The organism is Nonomuraea sp. N2-4H (assembly GCF_045291505.1).
Taxonomy (GTDB): domain Bacteria; phylum Actinomycetota; class Actinomycetes; order Streptosporangiales; family Streptosporangiaceae; genus Nonomuraea; species Nonomuraea fastidiosa.
This window is the reverse complement of sequence record NZ_CP147987.1, coordinates 6,507,903-6,527,904: the sequence shown is the minus strand read 5'-3', so window position 1 is coordinate 6,527,904 and position 20,002 is coordinate 6,507,903. Positions and strand designations below refer to the sequence as shown.

At 70.7% G+C, this 20,002-nt stretch carries 19 protein-coding genes; 13 read left to right on the top strand and 6 right to left on the bottom strand.

The genetic code is table 11. From position 1 onward, the window contains the following. Positions 1-47 precede the first annotated feature (47 nt). From nagZ to WBK31_RS29805, 6 genes are all read left to right on the top strand, one after another. Positions 48-1,343 carry a beta-N-acetylhexosaminidase gene (nagZ, locus tag WBK31_RS29830; RefSeq protein ID WP_378786367.1) on the top strand — a complete coding sequence of 432 codons (1,296 nt, stop codon included), beginning with the start codon at positions 48-50 and terminating at the stop codon, positions 1,341-1,343. 63 nt (positions 1,344-1,406) lie between these two features. Further along, complete coding sequence (locus tag WBK31_RS29825; protein ID WP_364060253.1) at positions 1,407-2,051, top strand: HAD family phosphatase; 645 nt, start codon at positions 1,407-1,409, stop codon at positions 2,049-2,051. A 90-nt stretch (positions 2,052-2,141) separates the two neighbouring features. Then, positions 2,142-2,648 (top strand): DUF6912 family protein, encoded by a 507-nt coding sequence (locus WBK31_RS29820; RefSeq protein ID WP_364060256.1) that lies wholly within the window; start codon positions 2,142-2,144, stop codon positions 2,646-2,648. A 104-nt stretch (positions 2,649-2,752) separates the two neighbouring features. Continuing rightward, positions 2,753-3,196: a DUF2690 domain-containing protein gene (locus tag WBK31_RS29815; protein ID WP_364060259.1), complete on the top strand. Its 444-nt coding sequence runs from the start codon at positions 2,753-2,755 to the stop codon at positions 3,194-3,196. A gap of 570 nt (positions 3,197-3,766) precedes the next feature. Further along, positions 3,767-4,393, top strand: a complete 627-nt coding sequence (locus WBK31_RS29810) for an HAD family hydrolase (RefSeq protein ID WP_364060262.1) — start codon at positions 3,767-3,769, stop codon at positions 4,391-4,393. Between the two features lie 97 nt (positions 4,394-4,490). After that, positions 4,491-5,231 carry a haloacid dehalogenase-like hydrolase gene (locus tag WBK31_RS29805; protein WP_364060265.1) on the top strand — a complete coding sequence of 247 codons (741 nt, stop codon included), beginning with the start codon at positions 4,491-4,493 and terminating at the stop codon, positions 5,229-5,231. 67 nt (positions 5,232-5,298) lie between these two features. Here the strand turns inward: WBK31_RS29805 and WBK31_RS29800 are convergent, their stop codons facing one another. Further along, complete coding sequence (locus tag WBK31_RS29800) at positions 5,299-6,870, bottom strand: penicillin-binding transpeptidase domain-containing protein (RefSeq protein WP_364060267.1); 1,572 nt, start codon at positions 6,868-6,870, stop codon at positions 5,299-5,301. Positions 6,871-6,957: 87 nt separating this feature from the next. On the opposite strand from WBK31_RS29800, the gene WBK31_RS29795 reads away from it, so the two are divergent. Genes WBK31_RS29795 through WBK31_RS29785 form a run of 3 tightly spaced genes read left to right on the top strand, consistent with a single transcriptional unit; the run spans position 6,958 to position 10,749 of the window. Then, entirely contained in the window at positions 6,958-7,875 is a 918-nt protein-coding gene (locus WBK31_RS29795; protein WP_364060270.1) for a LysR substrate-binding domain-containing protein, read from the top strand. Beyond that, positions 7,872-8,729, top strand: coding sequence for a serine hydrolase (locus WBK31_RS29790; protein WP_364060273.1), 858 nt, complete (start codon positions 7,872-7,874; stop codon positions 8,727-8,729). The genes WBK31_RS29795 and WBK31_RS29790 overlap by 4 nt, the downstream gene beginning before the upstream one ends. A gap of 58 nt (positions 8,730-8,787) precedes the next feature. Next, positions 8,788-10,749: an acetoacetate--CoA ligase gene (locus tag WBK31_RS29785; protein WP_378786370.1), complete on the top strand. Its 1,962-nt coding sequence runs from the start codon at positions 8,788-8,790 to the stop codon at positions 10,747-10,749. Between the two features lie 88 nt (positions 10,750-10,837). Here the strand turns inward: WBK31_RS29785 and WBK31_RS29780 are convergent, their stop codons facing one another. Continuing rightward, positions 10,838-11,473: a GNAT family protein gene (locus WBK31_RS29780; protein ID WP_364060279.1), complete on the bottom strand. Its 636-nt coding sequence runs from the start codon at positions 11,471-11,473 to the stop codon at positions 10,838-10,840. Between the two features lie 168 nt (positions 11,474-11,641). Here WBK31_RS29780 and WBK31_RS29775 point away from each other — a divergent pair, with 168 nt between their 5' ends. After that, entirely contained in the window at positions 11,642-12,436 is a 795-nt protein-coding gene (locus tag WBK31_RS29775) for a L,D-transpeptidase family protein (protein ID WP_364060282.1), read from the top strand. A 911-nt stretch (positions 12,437-13,347) separates the two neighbouring features. On the opposite strand, the gene WBK31_RS29770 is transcribed toward WBK31_RS29775, so the two are convergent. The 4 genes from WBK31_RS29770 to WBK31_RS29755 all read right to left on the bottom strand — a co-directional run bounded on the left by WBK31_RS29770 (position 13,348) and on the right by WBK31_RS29755 (position 18,212). Continuing rightward, complete coding sequence (locus tag WBK31_RS29770; RefSeq protein WP_406673512.1) at positions 13,348-14,964, bottom strand: NADH-ubiquinone oxidoreductase-F iron-sulfur binding region domain-containing protein; 1,617 nt, start codon at positions 14,962-14,964, stop codon at positions 13,348-13,350. Between the two features lie 28 nt (positions 14,965-14,992). Beyond that, positions 14,993-15,844, bottom strand: a complete 852-nt coding sequence (locus WBK31_RS29765; RefSeq protein WP_406673511.1) for a ferric reductase-like transmembrane domain-containing protein — start codon at positions 15,842-15,844, stop codon at positions 14,993-14,995. 71 nt (positions 15,845-15,915) lie between these two features. Then, on the bottom strand, positions 15,916-17,571 hold the full coding sequence (locus WBK31_RS29760) for a DUF1996 domain-containing protein (RefSeq protein ID WP_406673510.1): 1,656 nt from the start codon (positions 17,569-17,571) through the stop codon (positions 15,916-15,918). A gap of 14 nt (positions 17,572-17,585) precedes the next feature. Continuing rightward, positions 17,586-18,212, bottom strand: coding sequence for a DUF4142 domain-containing protein (locus WBK31_RS29755; RefSeq protein WP_378786376.1), 627 nt, complete (start codon positions 18,210-18,212; stop codon positions 17,586-17,588). A 117-nt stretch (positions 18,213-18,329) separates the two neighbouring features. On the opposite strand from WBK31_RS29755, the gene WBK31_RS29750 reads away from it, so the two are divergent. The 3 genes from WBK31_RS29750 (at position 18,330) to WBK31_RS29740 (ending at position 19,967) form a co-directional block, all read left to right on the top strand. After that, a complete protein-coding gene (locus WBK31_RS29750) occupies positions 18,330-18,875 on the top strand; it encodes a sigma-70 family RNA polymerase sigma factor (RefSeq protein ID WP_379482605.1) in 546 nt (181 codons plus the stop codon). Then, a complete protein-coding gene (locus WBK31_RS29745) occupies positions 18,875-19,078 on the top strand; it encodes a zf-HC2 domain-containing protein (protein ID WP_364060295.1) in 204 nt (67 codons plus the stop codon). Before WBK31_RS29750 ends, WBK31_RS29745 begins: the two co-directional genes overlap by 1 nt. An 85-nt stretch (positions 19,079-19,163) precedes the next feature. Next, the gene (locus WBK31_RS29740; RefSeq protein ID WP_364060298.1) at positions 19,164-19,967 is read left to right on the top strand and encodes a tryptophan 2,3-dioxygenase family protein; all 804 of its coding nucleotides are present in this window, start codon (positions 19,164-19,166) and stop codon (positions 19,965-19,967) included. Positions 19,968-20,002: the final 35 nt, after the last annotated feature.

Sequence of the window (20,002 nt, the reverse complement as noted above, 5' to 3'; positions counted from 1 at the left end):
GGCGAGCGCGGGCCCGGGCGCGTCGTCGTGTGGATACCTTTGGAGTCATGCTTCGACGGATCGGTACGACAGGACTCCTGGTGATCGCGCTCGTCGCGTGCGGCGGTGGCGGCGGACCCGCGGGGGCCGAGCCGACCGGAGGCAAGGCCGCGCCGCCCGCGCGCAGCAGCGCGCCCGCGACGCCTTCGGCCGCGACCACGCTCGCGCAGAGCGAGGTCCAGCGGGTCCTGTCGCGCCTGACCACCGAGGAGAAGGTCGGCCAGCTCTTCATGCCCGTCCTCTACGGCACCACGGCCGGCTCCGCCTCGGGTGAGAACCAAGCGCGTTACGGCGCGCAGACCCCGGCCAAGGTGATCGCGAAATACCACCTGGGCGGCGTCATCCTCTTCCCCCACAACGTCAAGAGCACCACGCAGGTCGTCGGGCTCACCAACGGCCTGCAGCGCGCCTCGGGGAAGGTGCCGCTGATCATCGGCACCGACCAGGAGAACGGCCTGGTCTCGCGCATGTCGGCGCTGATGACGAAGTTCCCTGGCCAGGGCACCATCGGCGACACCAAGGACACCGCCCTGGCCCGCGAGGTGGCCAAGGCGACCGGCGAGGAGCTGCGCGCGCTCGGGGTCAACCTCGACTTCGCGCCCGTCGCCGACGTCAACGTCAACCCGCGCAACCCCGTCATCGGCCGGCGCGCGTACGGCGACGACCCCAAGCGGGTGGCGAAGATGGTGGCGGCGGCGGTCAAGGGCTTCGGTGACGCGAAGATCGCGGCGACCGCCAAACACTTCCCCGGCCACGGCGACACCAGCGTCGACAGCCACACCGGGCTGCCGGTCATCAAGCACACCAAGGCGCAGTGGGAGCGCATCGACGCGCCGCCGTTCAAGGCCGCCATCGACGCGGGCGTCGACGCGGTGATGAGCGCCCACATCGTCTTCCCCAAGCTCGACCCGTCGGGCGACCCCGCCACGCTGTCCAAGCCGATCCTGACCGGCCTGCTGCGCGAGAAGCTCGGCTTCAAGGGCGTCATCTCCACCGACGCGCTCAACATGGCGGGGGCGCGCAAGAAGTACGACGACGGCGAGGTCGCGGTACGGGCCGTGCTGGCCGGGGCCGACCTGCTGCTCATGCCCAACGACCTGCCCAAGGCGTACAAGGCGGTGCTGAAGGCGGTGAAGTCGGGCCGCATCTCCGAGCAGCGGCTCGACCAGTCGGTCACCCGGCTGCTGACGCTCAAGCAGAAGCGCGGCTTCCTGACAGAGGCGCCCGTGGCCTCGGCGGCGAAGGCGGCCGGGGTGCTGCGCTCGTCCGCGCACCGCAAGCTCGCCGCCCGCGCCGGACGCTGATACTCCTCGATCCACCTGGATCGGGGAGTAAACCGGCGTTTCGTGACGCTCTACCCTAGAACGATGGTTACGGGTGTGCTCATCGACTGGGGCGGGGTGCTGACGACCAGCCTGTCCGACTCCATCGCGCGCTGGATCGCCGCCGACAGGATCGACGCCGACCACTACTACAAGGTGATGCGCGAGCTCATCGACCACGCCTACCGCGGCGGCGACGGCGACAACGTCGTCCACGCGCTCGAAAGGGGCGAGATCGACGGCGCCGCCTTCGAACGCGACCTGGCCGCCCGGCTGCTCACCGTCGACGGCGTGCCGCCGGTCGCCGAAGGGCTCCTCGAGCGCATGTTCGCGGGCTTCGAACGCGTCGAGGCCATGTACGACATGCTGCGCGACGTCCGCGGCAACGGCGTGAAGACCTGCCTGCTGTCCAACTCGTGGTCCAACACCTACCCCCGCGACGACTGGGACGAGCTGTTCGACGCGGTCGTCATCTCCGGCGAGGTCGGCATGCGCAAGCCCGAGGAGCGCATCTTCCGCCACGCGCTCGATCTCATCGGCCTGTCCGGCGAGGACTGCGTGTTCATCGACGACATCGAGGCCAACATCGTCGCCGCCCGCGCCCTTGGTATCAACGGCATACACCACCGCGACCCCGTCACCACGATCACGCGGCTGGAGGGCCTGCTGCGCCTCACCTTGCGGAAGTAGTCCATCACCACGGTCGTGACCAGGGACCGGCAGTAAGGTTGCGATCGGGCTCCCGCCTGGTCGAGCCCCGCACGTTTGGAAAGGTTCGTCATGCGCGTCTATCTGCCGTGTACTCTCCCGGCTCTTGCTGCTGCGGTGAAGGCCGGAGAGGTGGGCCCGGCCCCGCTGACCGGCTACGCGGTGACCCCCGCGCTGATCGAGTGGTACGCCTCGGGCGACACCGAGGAGCTCGAATACGTCGCGCTCACCGAGGCCGCCCGCGCCTCGCTGCGGATGCTGGCCGCCGACCGCGCCGACGGCGTCGACGCGCCGGCTCGGCGCGTCGTGATCGCCGCCGAGGTGCCCGAGAAGGGCGTCACCGTAGGCGCCGCCCTGGAGGAGCGCGGCCGGGTCCGTCTGTCGCGGGCGGTGCCGATGACCAAGGTCGCCGCCGTGCACATCGACGACCACGACGCGGTGACCGACATCGAGGCCGCCATCGCCGCGCTGCCCGCCGCCGACGCGGGCGACGACGATGCCCGCTTCACCGTGGACGGAGCCGAGGCCCACGAGCTGATGTGGTACGCGACGCAGGAGATTCCCGACCTCCTCAGTTGATAACGGTGAGGTCACGGGGCGGGCGGGTCACGTTCAATGATCGTCACATCCCGCTAATGTCCCGACACGGCAGAGTAATCAACTTAAGGAGTCGGTTCTACGTGATGCGTCGAGTCCTGGCGGTCGCCATCGGGGCGGCGGCCATTCTGGCCAGCTCGCCCGCCAACGCTCAGGCCGCCCTCAAGCCGGGGGACCACAAGGATCCGTACAAGTCGGGCTGCGGCAACTCGGCCCGCGCCGTGCGTACGGCGAACATCTCCAGCCGGGTTCACGGGACGGTGGGGACGATCAAGCTCATGTGGTCGGGCAAGTGCCAGACCAACTGGACCGAGATCAAGGTCGGCTCCTCCATGGTCGGCACCATCCACGTCTACACCGCCGACGGCCGCCACAACTCCTTCCGCTTCAAGGCCGGCAACGGCGGACGGCACTGGGGCGACATGCTCTGGGGCAAGGACATGTGCGCCTGGGGCAGCGCGTTCGTCCAGTGGGGCGGCGGGCGCGGCGGCCAGAACGCCCAGGGCACGACCAGCAAGGCCTGCGGCTGACGCCGCTCAGGACCTCAGCTTGGACGAGGGTAAGGCCCTCGTCCGACGGGAATAGGGCCCCTCGCCTGACGGGGTTAGGGGCCCTCGCCTGACGGGTTGGGGCCCGTGTGACGGGGTCAGTGCGCCTGACCGCTTGCGTGCCGCCCGACGGCAGGGAATCCGCCGTCGGCCTGCAGCTCCGCCCGGCCGGGCCCGCGTCGCCTCTCAGCAGTGAGGCCCGCCCGGCGGGCGGCTTCGGTCGCGAAGCCGGTGGATTCGCGCTGGGGGCCGGCTCGCCGCCGCCCGGCCCGGGGCGTCGCAGCGGGAGTCCGGCGGTCGTTGCCCAGTGCCGAGGGGCGGTGGCGGAAGTCTGGCCGTCGTTGCCCCGCTCCGAGAGGCGGTGGCGGGGGGTGGGGGTGGGCCGGTCGCCCCCCAGGGTTCTCAGGTCGGGGTGCTGGAGTTCGAGGCGTGGTGGCTGGGACGGCTATCAGCCCGGGCCACGGAGGCTTGTGGGCCGGGGCGTTCGAGTCCTGGGGCGGCGGAGGGGCCGTCATCGAAATGTCATGTCGGGCATTTAGTCTTGTGCCCGACATGACACAGCACATCATCTGGGACTGGAACGGCACCCTCTTCCATGACATCGAGGCCGTCGTAGGGGCCACCAACGAGGTCTTCAAGCCGTACGAGCTTCCCCCACTGACCGCCGACGGCTTCCGGGCGGTCTACACGCGCCCCATCTGGGTGGCGTACGAGCGCCTGCTCGGCCGCCCGCTCGTCGAAGGCGAGTGGAAGCGCCTCGACGACGGCTTCCACGAGCACTACTTCCGGCTGGCCGAGGTGTGCGAGCTGGCCACCGGTGCCGAGATGGTGCTGGCGAGCTGGACGGGCACGCAGTCGCTCTGCTCGATGGCCCCGCACGCCCACCTGGTGCCCAAGGTGGAGTCGTTCGGCATCACCCGGCACTTCACCAGGATCGACGGCATCAACGGCGCCACCGGCGGCGAGAAGGCCGCGCACATGGCCGAGCACATCAAGGCGCTCGGCATCGACCCCGCCCAGATCCTGGTGATCGGCGACAGCGTGGACGACGGGCTGGCCGCACGCCACGTGGGCGCGAGGGCCGTGCTCTACACCGGCGGCATGACGACCAGGCAGGAGCTGGAGAGCACCGGCTTCCCCGTGGTCGATCACCTCGCCGACGCGCTGAACCACATCTGATCTGCTGGTCACCGCCGGCCCTCCTGCGCGGCCGTCCGGTCATGCCGGATTTCCCGTGGTGAGGGTCCCGGCGGCTCGTGATGGCCTAACCTTTGCAGTGATCCTTCAGGAGGCCGCCATCAACCGCCTTGTGCTGTGGAACGTCGACCTGACGCTGGTCGACGTCTCCATCGTGACCAGAGACGCCTACGCAGAGGCGTTCCGCGTCGTGACCGGGCGCCCGCTCGTCAAGCTCGTCCCTCCGCTGGGCCGCCCCGACTCCGAGGTCGTCTTCGAGACGCTCGCCGTGAACGGCATCGTGGCCGAGGACGACCACCTGCCCGCCTTCCTCTCGGCGCTGGCCTCGGCCTTCGCCGACCGGCGCGGGCGGCTGTCCAAGGAGGGCCGCATGATGGCCGGGGCGAAAGACGCGCTCAAGGCCGTCTCCAGGCTCGACGGCGTCGTCCAGACGGTGCTGACGGGCACGATCAAGAGCAACGCCGTGCTCAAGCTCAAGGCGTTCGGGCTCGACAAGTACATCGACTTCGAGCTCGGCGGCTACGGTGAGGAGGTCTACCCCAAGGCGACGCTGCTGCAGGTCGCCCAGTCGCGGGCCAGGCAGCGGCTCGGCACGCCGTTCACCAAGGCCAACACCGTGGTCATCGGCGACTCCACCCGTGACGTGCAGGCCGCCAAGATCGGCGGGGCCGGGATGATCGGGGTCGCCTCGGGGCGGTCGATGGCCTCCGAGCTGCGCGAGGCCGGGGCCGACATCGTGCTGCCCGACCTGTCCGACGCCTCCGAGGTGGTGAAGGCGGTCGCGGCCCTGACCGCGCCGGTGGACAGCAAGGCCGTCTGACCGCGCCGGTGGGCAAGAAGGTGGTCTGCGCCGGTGGGCAGCAGGGCGGTCTGACCGCGCCGGGGCGTCAGGAGAGGGCGTTGAGAAAGCGGGCGGCGATCGGCGCGGCCACCGCGGAGCCCGCGCCGCCGCCCTCCACGATGACGGAGAACGCCAGGTCGCCCCGGTAGCCGATGAACCACGAGTGTGCGGGCGGCTCCTTGCCCGAGCCGTACTCGGCGGTCCCGGTCTTGCCGGCGGTGCCCGGCGGGAAGCTGACGCCGTGCGCGGTGCCGTCCGTCACCACGGCGGGCATGAGGGCGCGCAGCGCGTTCACGACGCCCTTCTCCAGCGGACGCGGCGTGCCGGGCTGCTGATCGGGGATGCGCTCGCCGACGACCAGCCGGGGCGGGGTCCACGCGCCCGAGGCGATGGCGGCGGCCACGGAGGCCATGTTGAGCGGGCTGGCCAGCACCCGGCCCTGCCCGATGGCGGCGGAGGCGAGGTCGGTGTCGTCCTTGGGGTCGGGGAACTCGGCCCGTACGGCGGGCACGCCCGGCGTGATCGGCGTGCCGAAGCCGAAGCTCTTGGCCACCTCACCGAGCCGGCCGCCGTTCAGCCGGTCGACGCTCATCTGCCCGAACGTGGTGTTGCACGAGTGCGCGAACGCGTCCCGGAACGACAGCGTGCCGAAGTCCTCGTAGCCGGCGTTGTGGAAGGGGAAGCCGCCGATGTTCTGCTCGGCCGGGCAGGCGACCTGCTGCCCGGGCTGGATGCCGTCGGCGACGAGCGCGGAGGCGGTGACGACCTTGAACGTCGAGCCGGGCGGGTACTTGCCCATGAGCGCCCGGTTGAACCCGCCCGGCGCGTTGACCACGGCCAGGATCTCCCCGGTCGAGGCCCGCAGGGCCACCAGCGAGACCGGTTTGTCCACGCCCTTCAGCGCCTTCGCGCCCGCCCGGTGCACCTTGAGGTCGAGCGTGGTCTGGATGGGCCGCTCGCCGCCCTTCTCCTCGGTCAGGATCTTCACCGGCTCGTTCCCCCGGTAGAGGCCGATGACGGTACGGCGGCGCGCCGAGAACCGTTCGGGGAGCGTCGTCTTCATGCCCTCGATGAGCTGCTGCACGGAGCCGGGCGCCGAGGGGTCGTTGACCTGGGTGCCGTCGGCGGCGAGCACGCGTACCGGCTCGGCCTCGCGCGTCACGGCCCGCAGCGACAGTCCTTGCTTCAGCTCCGGGTGGATGGTGGCGGGCGTCCAGGCCACCTTCCATGAACGGTCGCGCTCGACCAGGCGCAGCCGCCCGGTGTAGGTGAAGTCGCGCGGGCCCTGCAGGGCGGCGCGGAAGGCGATGACGCCGTCACGCGCGGCGGAGTCGCGGCGCCGGAAGGTCGCGCCGGTCAGCTTGAGCCCGGTACGGAAGTCGCGATGGGCGCGCTCGAAGCCGGCGGGCGGGTCGGCGACCAGGGACCGCATGGTGGCGTAGTCCTGGGCGCTCCACGCCGCCAGGTAGCGGTCGGCGGTCTCCTCGGGAGAGCCCTGCGTACGCATCACCCAGACGACGCCGCCCGCCGCGACGGCCGGGACCAGCAGCCCCGCCACGATGAAGGGCCATCGCCTGCGACGACGCCGCCCGTAGATTCTCCCCGTTCGCTGTGCCATGCCGCAGAGGACACCAGAGTGGGAGCAATAGTGTCCAATATTGATATGAGGGACATCTAGATATAAATCTGGATATATTTGCTGGTCATGGACCTCGTCCGGCACCTCCGCTACTTCATTGTGGTGGCGGAGGAACTGCACTTCGGCAACGCGGCCATCCGGCTCGGCATGGCCCAGCCGCCGCTCAGCCAGCGCATCAAACGGCTGGAGGAGGAGCTGGGCGTACGGCTGTTCGACCGTTCCGCCCGCCAGGTGCGCCTCACCGAGCAGGGCCGGCTGCTGCTGGGCGAGGCCCGCGAGATCGTCTCCCGCGTCGACCGGCTGCATGAGCTGGCCAGGCAGGGCGGCGGCGCGGTGCTGAAGGTCGGCGTGCCGCCCGACCTGGCCGCCTCCGTGCTGGCGGCCCTGGTGGCGAACTTCCGCGCGGCCAACCCGGACGTACGCGTCGCGCCCGCCGAGATCTGGACCGCCGACCAGGTGACGGCCCTGGCGGAGGGCGCGATCGACGTCGGGCTCGTCCGGCATCCCGTCACCGCGCCCGGCCTGCGCTTCGGTCGGATGCTGGTGCAGACGCAGGGCGTGCTGCTGGCCGAGAGCGATCCGCTGACCGCGGTCGGCGAGGTGCACCTGGCCGACCTGGCGGGCCGTGAGCTGCTGTTGCCGCCCCAGGAGGGCGAGCCGGGCTGGCGGGCGGAGGTGCTGTCCGAGTGCCGCCGCCACGGGTTCGTCCCCGCGCAGGTGCACGACGGCGCCGGGCTCGGCCTGGTGCTCGCGGGGGCGGCGGTGGCGTTCGGTCCGAGGGTGGAGCTGCCGGGACTGGCCTGGCGGCCGCTGCTAGGCTCGCCGATCGCGAGCCGGGTCTCCACGGCCTGGCGTACGGAGACGGCCGCGACCGCCGACTTCTCGGCCGTGGCCGTACGGACGTTGAAGGAGAGCGCCGGGATGACCGAGCAGGGCCTCGCGCCTCAGCGGCGGGTCAGCCGAAGGCCCGGGATGCTGGCATGAACCCGCCCGACTTCGACGCCCTGTTCACCCGCGCCGGCGTGACCGGCTGGCTGTACGCGGCCGACATCGACACCGGTCACGACGTCGGCCACGGGCCGGACGAGCCGCTGCCGACGGCCTCGATGTTCAAGGTGCCGCTGCTGGTGGAGCTCTGCCGGCAGGCCGACGCCGGGCGGCTCGGCATGACCGACCGGGTCACGGTGCCCGCCGAGGGCCGCGTGCCGGGGCCCACCGGGATCGCCGCGATGCTCGACGACGTGACGATGTCGCTGCGCGACCTCGCGTATCTGATGATCGCGGTCAGCGACAACACCTCGGCCGACACGCTGCTGGAGCTGATCGGCTGCGAGGCGGTCAACGCCATGCTGGACGGGTTCGGGCTGACGCGTACGCGGGTCGTGCAGGGCGCGGGGGAGGCCAACGCGCGCATGCGGGAGGACGCCGGGCACGGCTGGCCGTACCTCGACCCCGAGGACATCGCCCGGCTCAGCGTGCTCGACCCGCAGCGCACCAACCGCAGCACGCCGCGCGAGATGGTCCGGCTGTTCGAGCTGATCTGGCGCGACGAGGCCGCCTCCGCCGAGTCGTGCGCGTGGATGCGCAGCGTGCTCAACATGCAGGTCTGGCCGCACCGGCTGGCCTCCGGCTTCCCGTACGACGACGTGGCCGTCAGCGGCAAGACCGGCACCTTCCCGACGCTGCGCTGCGAGTCGGGCGTCGTGGAGTATCCCGACGGCCGCAGGTACGCGGTGTCGGTCTTCACCCGGTCGTTCAGCACCGCGCTCAACCAGCCGCGCGCCGACGCGGTGATCGGCACGGCCGCGCGTATGGCGGTGGACCACCTACGGAGGTAGCAAGTTATGGGGAGCGCCGGGTATGACATTCCTCCGTACGGGCGACAGGATGAGTGACATGGTTGCTGAGGGCGAGCTTCTCTGGGAGCCGGACGACGAGGTGGTCGCATCGGCCAGGCTGACCCACTACCTGAAGTGGCTGGGCCGGTCGGAGGACTATGAGGACGTGTGGCGGTGGTCCGTCGACGATCCCGCCGCGTTCTGGACGTCGATCTGGGACTACTTCGAGGTGATCGGCGAGCGCGGCGACGGGCCCGTGCTGTCGGGCACGATGCCCGGCGCCAAGTGGTTCGCCGGCGCCACGCTCAACTACGCCGAGAACGCCTTGCGCCACGACGAGGGCCCAGGGCTGATCTTCCTGAGCGAGGACGGCGGGCGGCAGGAGATGAGCAGGGCCGAGCTGCGCGAGGAGGTCGCGCGGGTACGGGCCGGGCTCATCAGGCTCGGCGTCGGCCGCGGCGACCGGGTGGCGGCCTACCTGCCCAACATCCCGCAGGCGCTGATCGCGTTCCTGGCCACCGCGTCGCTGGGCGCGATCTGGTCGGCCGGTTCGCCCGACTTCGGCGTGCCGTCCATCGTCGACCGGTTCAAGCAGATCGAGCCGAAGGTGCTCATCGCCGTCGACGGCTACCACTACAACGGCAAGAGCTTCGACCGCTCGGCCGCCGTCCACGAGATCGCCGCGTCGCTGCCCTCGCTGCGCGCCACCGTGTGGATCCCCTACCTGGCCGCCGCCGACGAGGGCCGCGCGCCGCAGCAGGCCGAGCCGGTCGCCGCCCACACCGCCGACGTGCCGCACGGCGAGGTCATCGGCTGGGAGGGGCTGCGGGCCGAGGAGGGGCCGCTGGAGTTCGAGCGGGTACCGTTCGACCACCCGCTGTGGATCCTCTACTCCAGTGGCACGACCGGACTGCCCAAGCCGATCGTGCACGGCCACGGCGGCGTGGTGCTCGAACACCTCAAGGCGCTCACCTTCCACCAGGACCTCGGCCGCGGCGATGTGTTCTTCTGGTACACCACCACGGGCTGGATGATGTGGAATTACCTCATCGGCGCCTTGCTGGTGGGGGCCACGCCCGTCCTCTACGACGGCTCGGCCACGCATCCGTCGCCGGCCGCGCTGTGGCGCATCGCCGCCTCCGAGGAGGTGACGTACTTCGGGGTGGGGGCGCCGTACATCATGGCCTCGCTCAAGGCCGGGCTGCACCTTGAAGGGCTGGAGAAGCTGCGCGGGGTCGGCTCGACCGGCTCGCCGCTGCCGCCCGAGGGCTTCGCCTGGCTCGCGGGTCAGCTTCCCGACACGCCGCTGGGGTCGTTCTCCGGCGGCACCGACGTGTGCACCGGGTTCGTCGGCGCCACCCCGCTCCATCCCATCAGGGCCGGGATCATCCCGTGCCGGTCGCTGGGGGCGAAGGTGGAGTCGTACGACCCGGCGGGCAAGCCGGTGATCGGCGAGGTGGGCGAGCTGGTGGTGACCCAGCCGATGCCGTCGATGCCGGTCTGCTTCTGGAACGACCCCGACGGCCGCCGCTACGCCGAGAGCTACTTCGACGTCTACCCCGGCGTCTGGCGGCACGGCGACTGGATCAAGATCAACGAGGACGGCGGCTGCGTCATCTACGGGCGCTCCGACTCCACGCTCAACCGGGGCGGCGTCCGCATGGGCACCAGCGAGTTCTACCGGGTGGTCGAGCGCTTCGACGAGATCGCCGACAGCCTCGTCATCGACACCGGCCAGCTCGGGCAGGAGGGCAGGCTGCTGCTCTTCGTCACGCTCGCCGAGCAGGCCGAGCTGACCGAGGACCTCGAACGCAGGCTGCGCGCCGCCCTGCGCACGGAGCTGTCGCCGCGCCACGTGCCCGACGAGATCCGGGTGGTGCCGGGCATCCCCCGGACCCTGTCGGGCAAGAAGCTCGAGGTCCCCGTACGCAAGATCCTGCTCGGCACGCCCGTCGAGCAGGCCGCCAACCCCGACGCCATGGCCAACCCGGAAGTGCTGCGCCACTTCACCCGGGACTGACGCGGGGTCGCCTGAGGTCGGCGCGGGCTCGCCCGGGTTGGCGCGGGTCCGCCCGGGATCGGCGCGGGTTCACCCGGGGCGGCGCGGGTCAGTCCTTCAGGCCGAACAGGGGCAGGCACGCCTCCAGGCCGTGGATCTCGAACCCGGGCTGCTCCTTCCAGTCCTCCCTGGGCAGGCGGAAGCGGCGGCTGACCACCGGCTCGCCGCCGCGCTTGAACAGGTTGAAGCCGTCGTCGTGGTAGCCGAGCTTCCGCGTGACGCCCAGGGAGGCGGGGTTGTCGTCGAACGCCTCGGTCAGCGCGTACCGGGCACCGAGGCCGGCGAACGCGAAGTGCAGCACCGCCTGGCGCATCTCGGTGCCCACGCCCTGCCCCTGGAAGCGCCTGCCCAGCCAGGAGCCCGTCTGGACCTCCTTCAGGACGGGGAAGCCGCTCGCCGTCACGCCCTGGGTGCCGACGACCTGGCCGTCGCGTACGACGACGAACTCGATCGCCCACTCGTCCGCGTTGAAGCGGCCCCAAGTGGTGAAGTGGTACTGGATCGTGCGCTGCGCGCGCTCGGCCGGCGTGCCCTCGGTCCACGGGACGACGAACGGCATCTGCCCCTCCTCGTGGACGCCCTCGGCGGCGCGGTCGGCCAGCTCGTCGAGCTCCTCCAGGGAGGGGACGCGCAGGCTGAGGTTGGGTGTGGTGATCTGTAGCTCGAAGAGCGGCCAGTTACGCATGGCACGGGATGCTGCCAGACGCGGTGGCGGCCGCGCGAGTCATTTTTCCGACAAAAGCGCATTTTCCTGAATCTCGATATTAGCCGCGTCTTTTCCTCGACAAAACCATGAATTCTCTGGTGTCTGGGTAGGCGTCGATTTATGACGATAAAGCTTCAGACATTCACCGTGTTCGCTCTGTCCGCCGCCGCCGTCGTTCCGTTCACCGAGACCCCGCTGCCCGCCTCCGCCGCGTCTGCCGCAACGCCGGCCACCACGTCCGCCGCAGGGGCGGTCCGCCTCCTCAGCCCGCCTCCCCCCGCCGAGAGCACGACGACCGAGGAGGAGGCGGAGAGCAAGCCGGTGCTGCTCCGCCCGGGTGACAAGGGCGCGGCCGTCCGTACCCTCCAGCGCAAGCTCCACCGGGGCCGCTACTACTTCGGACCCATCAACGGCAAGTACGACGAGCAGACCAAGTTCGCCGTCTGGGCGTTCCAGAAGCACAAGCGGATGATGCTGAGCAACCAGGTCGGGCCGAAGATGCTGTCAGCGCTGGACAAGCCCGTCAGGCACAAGGTGCTGGTGCCGCAAGGCGCGGCCAACCGGGTGGAGATCAACCTCACCAAGCAGCTGCTCGTCGTCTACCGCAGCCGCAGGCCCGTGCTGATCTCGCACATCTCCACCGGCGCCGAAGTGCGCTACTGCGAGAACGGGCGCTGCGGCAACGCCATCACGCCGGTCGGCGACTTCCGCGTGCTGCGCCGCGCTCCCGGCTGGACGACCGGGCCGCTCGGGTCGATGTACAACTCGCTCTACTTCACCGGGGCCATCGCCATGCACGGCTCGACGAAGGTCCCGCTGCGCCCGGCGTCGCACGGGTGCGTGCGGCTGCCGCTCGAGACGTCCAAGCGGCTCTACCAGATGGTGAAGATCGGGGAGCCGGTGCATGTGCGCGGGAAGTTTTCGGTGCGCGCCTTCCGATGAGATTTCTCGAAATTTCGGACCATAGTGACATTTCTGGCGCGCGCTGCTGGCGCGGCTGCGGGACGCCATTCTTGCCTGCGCCGTTCCGCCGAGGGGCCCGGCTCGGCCATTCCGGCAATACGCCCGAATTCGCCCACTCCGGCTCGGCCGCAGTCCCGACCACGGGTACTCCGGGCCCGCTCCGGCTGCGCGGGGGCGGTCGGCCGGTCCGGCTGCGCGGGGGCGGTTGGTCCGGCCGGGGACGGTCCCACCCTGACCGCTCTGGGGGGACGGGCGCCGGGGAAAGAACGGCGGGCGTAACGCTCCTGCGGCGGGCGCGCTGTGGCGTGGGTGGCGTGGGCCTTTCGGGGCGATGGGGTAGCGGTGCGTGAGCGTGCCGGACGGCGGCGCAGCGCTCCGGGCGGTGGCGCAGCGCTCCGGGCCGGGGTCGGGGATGAGTGGCGGGTGTCGCGAAGGGTGGCGAGCGTAACGGTTCGGGCGCGAGAGCCGCGGTGCTGGGCGGCGCTGTTCGGCGCTGGGCGTCGGGAAGAAGCGGTGGGTGCAGCACTTCGGCGGCGGGCAGCGTGGCGCGGGCGGTAAGTGGCGTGGCGCGGGTGGCGTGGCGTGAGGGGCGGGTGGCGTGGCCCGGGCGGTAAGTGGCGGGTGCGTGAGTGGTGGGTGGCGTGGTGCGGGCGGTAAGTGGCGGGTGCGTGAGTGGTGGGTGGCGTGGTGCGGCGATAGGCGGAGCTCTTCGCGCGGGAGGGTGCGGTGGGTGGTGGGGCGTCTGGGCGGGTGGGAAGGCTGGTGGGTGTCTGTTCGGTGGGCGGGAGGGCCGGTGGGCGTCTGTTCGGCGGGTGGGGGCCCGGCGGGTGGTGCGCGTCTGCTCGGCGGGTGTTGCGAGGACGGGCGTTCACGGCGCCGGGCCCCTCGGGTCAGGCGGGGCCGCCTACCCGGGAGAAGCGGGGGAGGCCGCCCACGCGGGCCAGGCGGGGCACGCCGTCCCCGGCCTTCTTCAGCACGCCGCCCTTGACCAGCCGTAGCGGGGAGCCGGCCGGTTTGGGGCTGTCGCCGGTGGTCTGGGCCAGGCGCAGGGCGAGCGCGGGGCACATGTCGACGGCCCGGCGCGCCTCCTTGAGCATGAACCCGGGAATCGTCCTGAACGACGGGAACCCGTAGTCGTCGAGGTCCACGAACTCGGGCAGCAGGTGCGCGCACAGGCCGTGCCCGGCGCAGCGGGACCAGTCGACCTCCAGCCGGTACTCGGGTTCGGGCTCGCGCTCCGGCATGGGCAGTACGCCGCGTACCGGACGGCCGCACGAGCCGTGCTCCAGGTGGATGGCGATCTCGTCCTCGAACGCGTCCAGAGCCGACAGCACGAACTTGGCCGTGCCGTCCGGGTGGAAGCAGGCACCGCGGCGCTCGACGACGCGTACGGCGCGGCGCACCGCGTCCACGGAGCCGGTGCCCTCGGCGAGCGCGCAGAGGGCCCTGGCGACGTCGGGCAGCCCGAGCCGGCACGGCCCGCACTGCCCGGCGGACTCCGACGCCAGATAGGAGGCGACCCTGGCCGCCTCGCCGAGCGGGCACGTGGACTCGCCGAGCGGCACGATGATGCCCGCGCCGAGGGTGGCCCCTGCCGCCTTCATGCCCTCGCGCGAGATGACCGCCGTCTCGACGGCCTCGGCCGACAGCCACGCGCCGTGGTAGCCGCCGACCAGCACCCCGTCGCCGGCGTCCGCCTCGCACAGCGCGAGCACGTCGGCCAGCAGGGTGCCGGTGGGCGTCTCGATCACCGCGCCGTTGGCGGCGCCGCCGCTGACGGTGAGCAGGATCGTGCCGGGCTCCTTGGCGGTGCCCACTTCCGCGTACTTATCGGGGCCGTACTCGGCCAGCAGCGCGAGCTGCGCGTACGTCTCGGTGTTGGACAGCAGGGTCGGCAGCCCGTCCACGCCGCTGTGCGCGGCGCGCTTCTTCCTGCCCGGCGGGATGCCCTCCTCCCCGTTGACCGCCCGGACGAGGGCGCCGCCCTCACCGGAGATGAACCGTTCCTTGATCCCGACCACCCTGATCGGGACGCGGCTCTCGGCACCGCCGGAGACGTTGGCCGCGCGGCGCTCGGCCACGGCGGCGGCGACGGACGCCTCGGCGACCTCGCCGCCCGCCGTGGCGACGACGACCTCGCGGGCGCCGAGCGCCTCGGCGGCCAGCACCGCGCCGTCGAGTACGAGGTGCGGGTTGCGGGTGAGCAGCATGGCGTCCTTCGAGCTGGCCGGCTCGCCTTCGGCGCCGTTGACCAGCACGACGCTCTCGCCGGTGCCCGCGGCGTCCGCCACCGCGCGCAGCTTCCTGGCGAAGGGGAACGCCGCGCCGCCGCGGCCCCGCATGTCCACCTCGTTGGCGTACGAGATGAGCTCGGTCAGCTCGCGCGGCTCCACGAGGCCGTGCAGGGTGCGGTGGGCGGGCAGGTCGAGACGGCGGCAGTGGTCCAGTCCGGCGGTGAGCCGGGCCGGACCCATGCGCAGCACCCGTGGGACGCGGGCGGGTATCACGAAGCCTCCTGTTCGCGTGCGGGCGGGGTCATCCCGCCTCCCTGTACCTGCGGCGCGCCTCGGCGAGGCTGACGGGCGCGTCGGCCCGTGCCGTCGCCGCGGCGGCGGCCTGCCTGCTGCTGTCCTGCGCCCTGTTCCGGGCGGCGGCGGGGCGCTCGGCGGGCACGCCCACCGGAGCGGCGGACGTGACCGCGGGCCCCGGCACCCTCTCGGGTACGACCGGCGGCCGCCGGACCGTGGCCAGCACGCGGACGATCAGCGCGCTGCCGACCGCCGCCATGCTGGCCACGTACGACCAGGCCACCCAACCGGCCGGCGGGCAGCCGGCCGTCAATCCGTGCATGATGCCGATGGGCCAGGCGAGGTACGCGGCGGAGTGGAGGATCCGCCACATCCACGGCCTGTTCCGTACGGCGAAGCGTCCTCGGATCATGCCCGTCACCACGGCCACGACCATGAGGTCGAAGGCCAGGGTGCCGAATCCCACCCAGATCCCGGCGATCGGCACGACCGCGGCCCCCGGCGGCACGTGCCCCAGGCTGATCATGAGCGTGATGTGCGTCAGCAGGAACGCCAGCCCGATGAGCGCGGTCGCCCGGTGCGCGAGCTGGGCCCTGACCCGGTTGGCCGGGGACAGGAAGACGCGTTCTGTGGTGATCAGGCCGAGCGCGACGGTCGCGGTCAGCAGTACCAGGGCGAACACGCCCGCGTAGAACTCGAGGAAGCCGACCCCTCGGCCCAGCAGCGCGATGCCTTGCTCCGTCCTGGTCAGCGCGAACGCCGAGAGCAGGACGGCCGCGATCAGCGCGCTCGCCCCCAGCCGGACGTTCCTGGTGTCCAGCAGGGTGGGGGCGTGCCTGGGGTGTCGTCTGTGGAGCATGTATTTCCCTCCAAGGTCGAGTGAGGGTGCGACTCGGAAGGCTGGGTGCCCTGGTCGGGCGGCCGATCAGATCAGCAACGGCGGCCCCGGTTGATGCAGTTGACGACGTTCTGCATCAGCCTGTCGGGCATCACGTTGACGAAGTCGCCGTGGTCGGTGACCGGGTTGTGCTTCTGCTCGGGGAAGGCGTCCAGGGCGTACGAGGGTCCTTGCGGTACTGCGTACGTGAGGGTCATGCGGAGCTGGGGGATCGCCCTGGTCCCCTGGGGGCAGGCACCGTTCTGGCCGGGGAAGACCACGTGCGTGCGGTGATTGGCGCTGTCGGTGTTCTGGCCGTCCCAGCAGCTGGGGAAGTCCAGGATACGAACCACCAGGCTCCCGCGCGGGCAAAGCGGATATTTGTCGGTTGTTATGCGATTTTGGAATCCCGTGCACGTCCAGGCGGCGCGTGCGTTAGCGGTGCCGTTGGTGGCCGCCTTGGCGTCGCCGGTGATGATCCTCATGAACCTCGGCATGGCGACGACCCTGGAGGTCGGGTTGCCGCGGAACTGCAGCTGCACCGAGCGGGGCCGCAGCACCTGGCCGACGTTGCCGTCCGGGTCGCCGGCGTTCGTGTCGGACCTGCGATCCCTGATCACCGGCCAGAAGTACGTGGACTGGTCGCCGAGCCGGCAGGTCGTGTCCGCCGCCGCCAGGCTCTCGTCGGTCGAGAACGCGTCGGTCGAGAGGTTGCCCACGTAGTCGTGCAGGTGGTGCGCGCCGTTCTGCACGCCGGGGGCGACGATGAAGTTGTCCGGGTTGTTGTGGCCCTCGCGGTTGGTGCCGCAGCGCGAGACGAACGAGCCGCGCGAGCCGTTCCTGCTGAACCGCGCGTCGAGGCGGGTCGGCTGGACCCGGCGGATGTCCACGAAGTCCTGGAGGAACGGGCCGAGGTCGGCGCAGGGGTCACCGGCGGTCGGAGAGGGCGAGGGGCTCTGCGAGGGGTCGGCGTTGCCGTTGTCCCCGCCGTTGTCGCCGCCATTGCCATTGTCGCCGTTGTTGTTGCCGTTATCCCCGTTGTTTCCGTTGTTGCCGCCGTTGTCGCCTGTATTCCCGTCGTTCCCGTTGTTCCCGTTGTTGTCGCCTACGTTCCCGTTGTCGCCGTTGTTGCTCCCGTCGTTGGTTCCGTTCCCGTTATTGTCGTTGTTATTTCCGTTGTCCGGATTGCCCTGATTATCGGTCGGGCTGGGGGTCGGGCTGGGGGAATTGATCGGGTTGCCGCCGCGGCGGCGCGAGAAAAGCGAGGGGCTGTCATCGGGCTCGTCGCCGGGGGAGCGCGGGTCCACGGCCACGCTGCCGCCCTGCGGCGCCTGCCGGTCGAAACCCTGCCCGTCCTGATCCTGCTGCCGGCCGCCCTGACGGTTGCGGCTCTGCTGGTCCTGGTCCTGGTCCTGCTGTCCCCGGCCGCGCCGGTCGAAGTCCCGGTCGAAGTCCCGGTCGAAGTCCCGGTCGAAGTCTCGGTCGAAGTCTCGGTCGAAGTCGCGGTCGTTCCTGCCCTGCTGGTTTCTGCCCTGCTGGTTCCTGCCGGGCTGCTGTGTCTGCCGCCCCTGAGGTGACTGGCCGGTCTGTCCGGGGATGCAGGGGGCGGCCATCGCCGGGCCTACGCCGATGACGGCCGCGGACACCAGGCCGGTCGCCGTCACGGCCAGCGCGGACACGGCCGCGGCCATGCGTCTGGATCTCGTCATGTGTGTCTCCTCTTTCAACCGCCGTTGACGACGGGTGGAGCGGGTGAGGGCGTCGGCGCTTCCGGGAGCCGGCGATGGTCGACCAGGCCCGTGGACTCCAGGTACGCCATGTGGCGCATCACGTAGTTGATGCCTTCCTGGGCGAACTTCCGGATCTCGGAGTTCCTGGTCCCGGACCGCACGCCCGCCACGACGGGGAAGACCTTCCCGTGCGCGGCACGCAACAGGTTGGCGAAGTCCTTGTCGAAGGCCGGGCCGCTCTCCGACGCCAGCTGGGCCATCCAGCGCTGCTGGTCGGGGTTCGGCTCGTCGGGCAGGGCCACGCCGAGCTTCTTGGCCGTCTGGCGGGTGAGCAGGTCGAGCTCCTTGTGCTCGTCCCGCAGAAGCTTCCCGACTTCCTTCACGCGTTGGGACTCGGCGCGGGTCTGGGCGTACTCACCGACGGGCATCTCCCAAAGGCCCGCCTGGCGTACCTTGATGAGCAGATCGACGTCGGCGGCCGTCAGCGGCCCCGACGACCGCGGCGCCCACTGAGCGGACGCGGGGCCGATCGCCGAGGGCATGACCAGCGCGATCGTCGCGGCGGCGGCTACCACGAAGCCGCCGAGCATGAACAACTCGCCGCGCAAAAGCCTGTGCATGGTCGGAGGTACGCGGCCGTAGCAGGCGAGGTTCACGTATGGCCGGAGATAGTTAGAAATGACTGGAGTTATCGGAGTGGCTACCGCTTGGATAACGAAGGTGTAAAGATGTGCCCCGTGCTAGGTCACCTCGACGGCAGGTTCGAGAGTGCGGATGCCGAGGCGGAGCACCGCATCGCGGTGCTCTACCAGGAGTTCGGCGGCCCTCTGCTGCGCCACGTACGCAAATCAACAGGTAACGACCTTCAGTGGGCTGAAGACGTCGTGCAGGAGACGATCGTCAGAGCCTGGCGAAACTCGGCAAGACTGCAATGGGAACCGAGCCTGATATGGGCGTGGCTGCTCACCGTGGCCCGCCGCATAGTCATTGATGGTCGTCGGCGGAAGAGCGTCCGGCCGCAGGAGGTCGAGCCGCCTGAAGTCGACATGATGTCGGTCCCGGACGGATCGGAACGCGCGTTATCGGCGATGGTCGTCGCTGACGCGCTGCGGTCCCTGTCTCCGGAACACCGCGAAGTCATTGAGCAGACCTACCTCCGAGACCGTACGATAAGTGAAGCGGCGGAGATTCTGGGGATCCCGCCGGGCACGGTGAAGTCCCGGCTCTACTACGGGATCCGGGCTCTCCGCGAGCTGCTGCGGGACAAGGGGGTAGCCGGCTGATGCACGACGGGGTGGCCGCCTACGTCCTCGGCGTCCTCGATGAGGAAGAGCACGAGGCGTTCGAACGCCACCTCGAAACGTGTGAGCGATGCCAGGCTGAGCTGGTCGAGCTCGCCGAGGTGCCCCTGCAGCTCGACGAGCTCAAACACGACCCCTCCTCGACCACGGGCGACGACCCGCCGATGTCCTCCATGTCACGTTGACGTTCGTCCCCTTTTCGGGTGGTATCGGTAGGGCAAGGCGTCACGCCCGGTCTGACCTGGCCGGGTGGTCAGGGGGAGGTGTTCGGTGGGCATCGATGGTGATGCGCCCGATCCCCCACGCCGGCGGTTCGGTGAGGAAGGCGGTCTGCTCTCCTACGGCGACTACCTCCGCCTGCCCGAGCTCCTCGACCAGCAGCGGCCGCAGTCCGCGGCCCCTGACGAGCTGCTGTTCATCACCACGCACCAGGTCTACGAGCTGTGGTTCAAGCTGCTGCTCCACGAGCTGGAGTCGGCGCGCGCCGCGATGTTCGCGGGCGAGCTGTGGCGGGCCAGGCACCTGTTCCGGCGGGTGCACGCGGTCGAGCGGGTGATGATCCAGCAGGTCGAGGTCCTGGAGACGATGACCCCGCAGGACTTCCTGGCCTTCCGCGCCGGTCTGGCGCCCGCGAGCGGGTTCCAGTCGGTGCAGTTCAGGGAGCTGGAGTTCCTGCCGGGGCTGAAGGACGAGCGCTATCTCGGCTCCTTCAGGCACGCGGGCGAGGACGAGCTCGCCCGGCTGCGCCGCAGGCTCGCGGAGCCCACCCTGTGGGATGCTTACCTGACCGCCCTTTCCCAGCGTGGCCTGCCGGTCTCCGACAGCGAGATCATGGACTCGCTGCTGGCCGTGGCGAGGGACCGCGGGTCTCACGACGACCTGTGGCAACTGGCCGAAGACCTGCTGACGCACGACGAGACCGCCGCGCTGTGGCGGATGCGCCACGTCCAGATGGTCGAACGCCAGATCGGCACCAAGTCGGGCACAGGCGGCTCGACCGGTGCTCCCTATCTGCGCGGCAGGACGCGCCTGCACTACTTCCCGCTGCTGTGGGAACTAAGGGCCTGGCTATGAACAGCCATGGCGAACCCTCACAAAGGAGTGAGAGC

Excerpts from the sequence above, each read along its gene's own strand:
- WBK31_RS29815 (WP_364060259.1), top strand. The coding sequence starts at position 2,753 with ATGCGTCGAGTCCTGGCGGTCGCCATCGGGGCGGCGGCCATTCTGGCC.
- WBK31_RS29810 (WP_364060262.1), top strand. The coding sequence starts at position 3,767 with ATGACACAGCACATCATCTGGGACTGGAACGGCACCCTCTTCCATGAC.
- WBK31_RS29820 (WP_364060256.1), top strand. The coding sequence starts at position 2,142 with ATGCGCGTCTATCTGCCGTGTACTCTCCCGGCTCTTGCTGCTGCGGTG.
- WBK31_RS29760 (WP_406673510.1), bottom strand. The coding sequence starts at position 17,571 with ATGACGAGATCCAGACGCATGGCCGCGGCCGTGTCCGCGCTGGCCGTG.
- WBK31_RS29765 (WP_406673511.1), bottom strand. The coding sequence starts at position 15,844 with ATGCTCCACAGACGACACCCCAGGCACGCCCCCACCCTGCTGGACACC.
- nagZ (WP_378786367.1), top strand. The coding sequence starts at position 48 with ATGCTTCGACGGATCGGTACGACAGGACTCCTGGTGATCGCGCTCGTC.
- WBK31_RS29825 (WP_364060253.1), top strand. The coding sequence starts at position 1,407 with ATGGTTACGGGTGTGCTCATCGACTGGGGCGGGGTGCTGACGACCAGC.
- WBK31_RS29745 (WP_364060295.1), top strand. The coding sequence starts at position 18,875 with ATGCACGACGGGGTGGCCGCCTACGTCCTCGGCGTCCTCGATGAGGAA.
- WBK31_RS29800 (WP_364060267.1), bottom strand. The coding sequence starts at position 6,870 with ATGGCACAGCGAACGGGGAGAATCTACGGGCGGCGTCGTCGCAGGCGA.
- WBK31_RS29755 (WP_378786376.1), bottom strand. The coding sequence starts at position 18,212 with ATGCACAGGCTTTTGCGCGGCGAGTTGTTCATGCTCGGCGGCTTCGTG.
- WBK31_RS29790 (WP_364060273.1), top strand. The coding sequence starts at position 7,872 with ATGAACCCGCCCGACTTCGACGCCCTGTTCACCCGCGCCGGCGTGACC.
- WBK31_RS29785 (WP_378786370.1), top strand. The coding sequence starts at position 8,788 with ATGGTTGCTGAGGGCGAGCTTCTCTGGGAGCCGGACGACGAGGTGGTC.
- WBK31_RS29795 (WP_364060270.1), top strand. The coding sequence starts at position 6,958 with ATGGACCTCGTCCGGCACCTCCGCTACTTCATTGTGGTGGCGGAGGAA.
- WBK31_RS29780 (WP_364060279.1), bottom strand. The coding sequence starts at position 11,473 with ATGCGTAACTGGCCGCTCTTCGAGCTACAGATCACCACACCCAACCTC.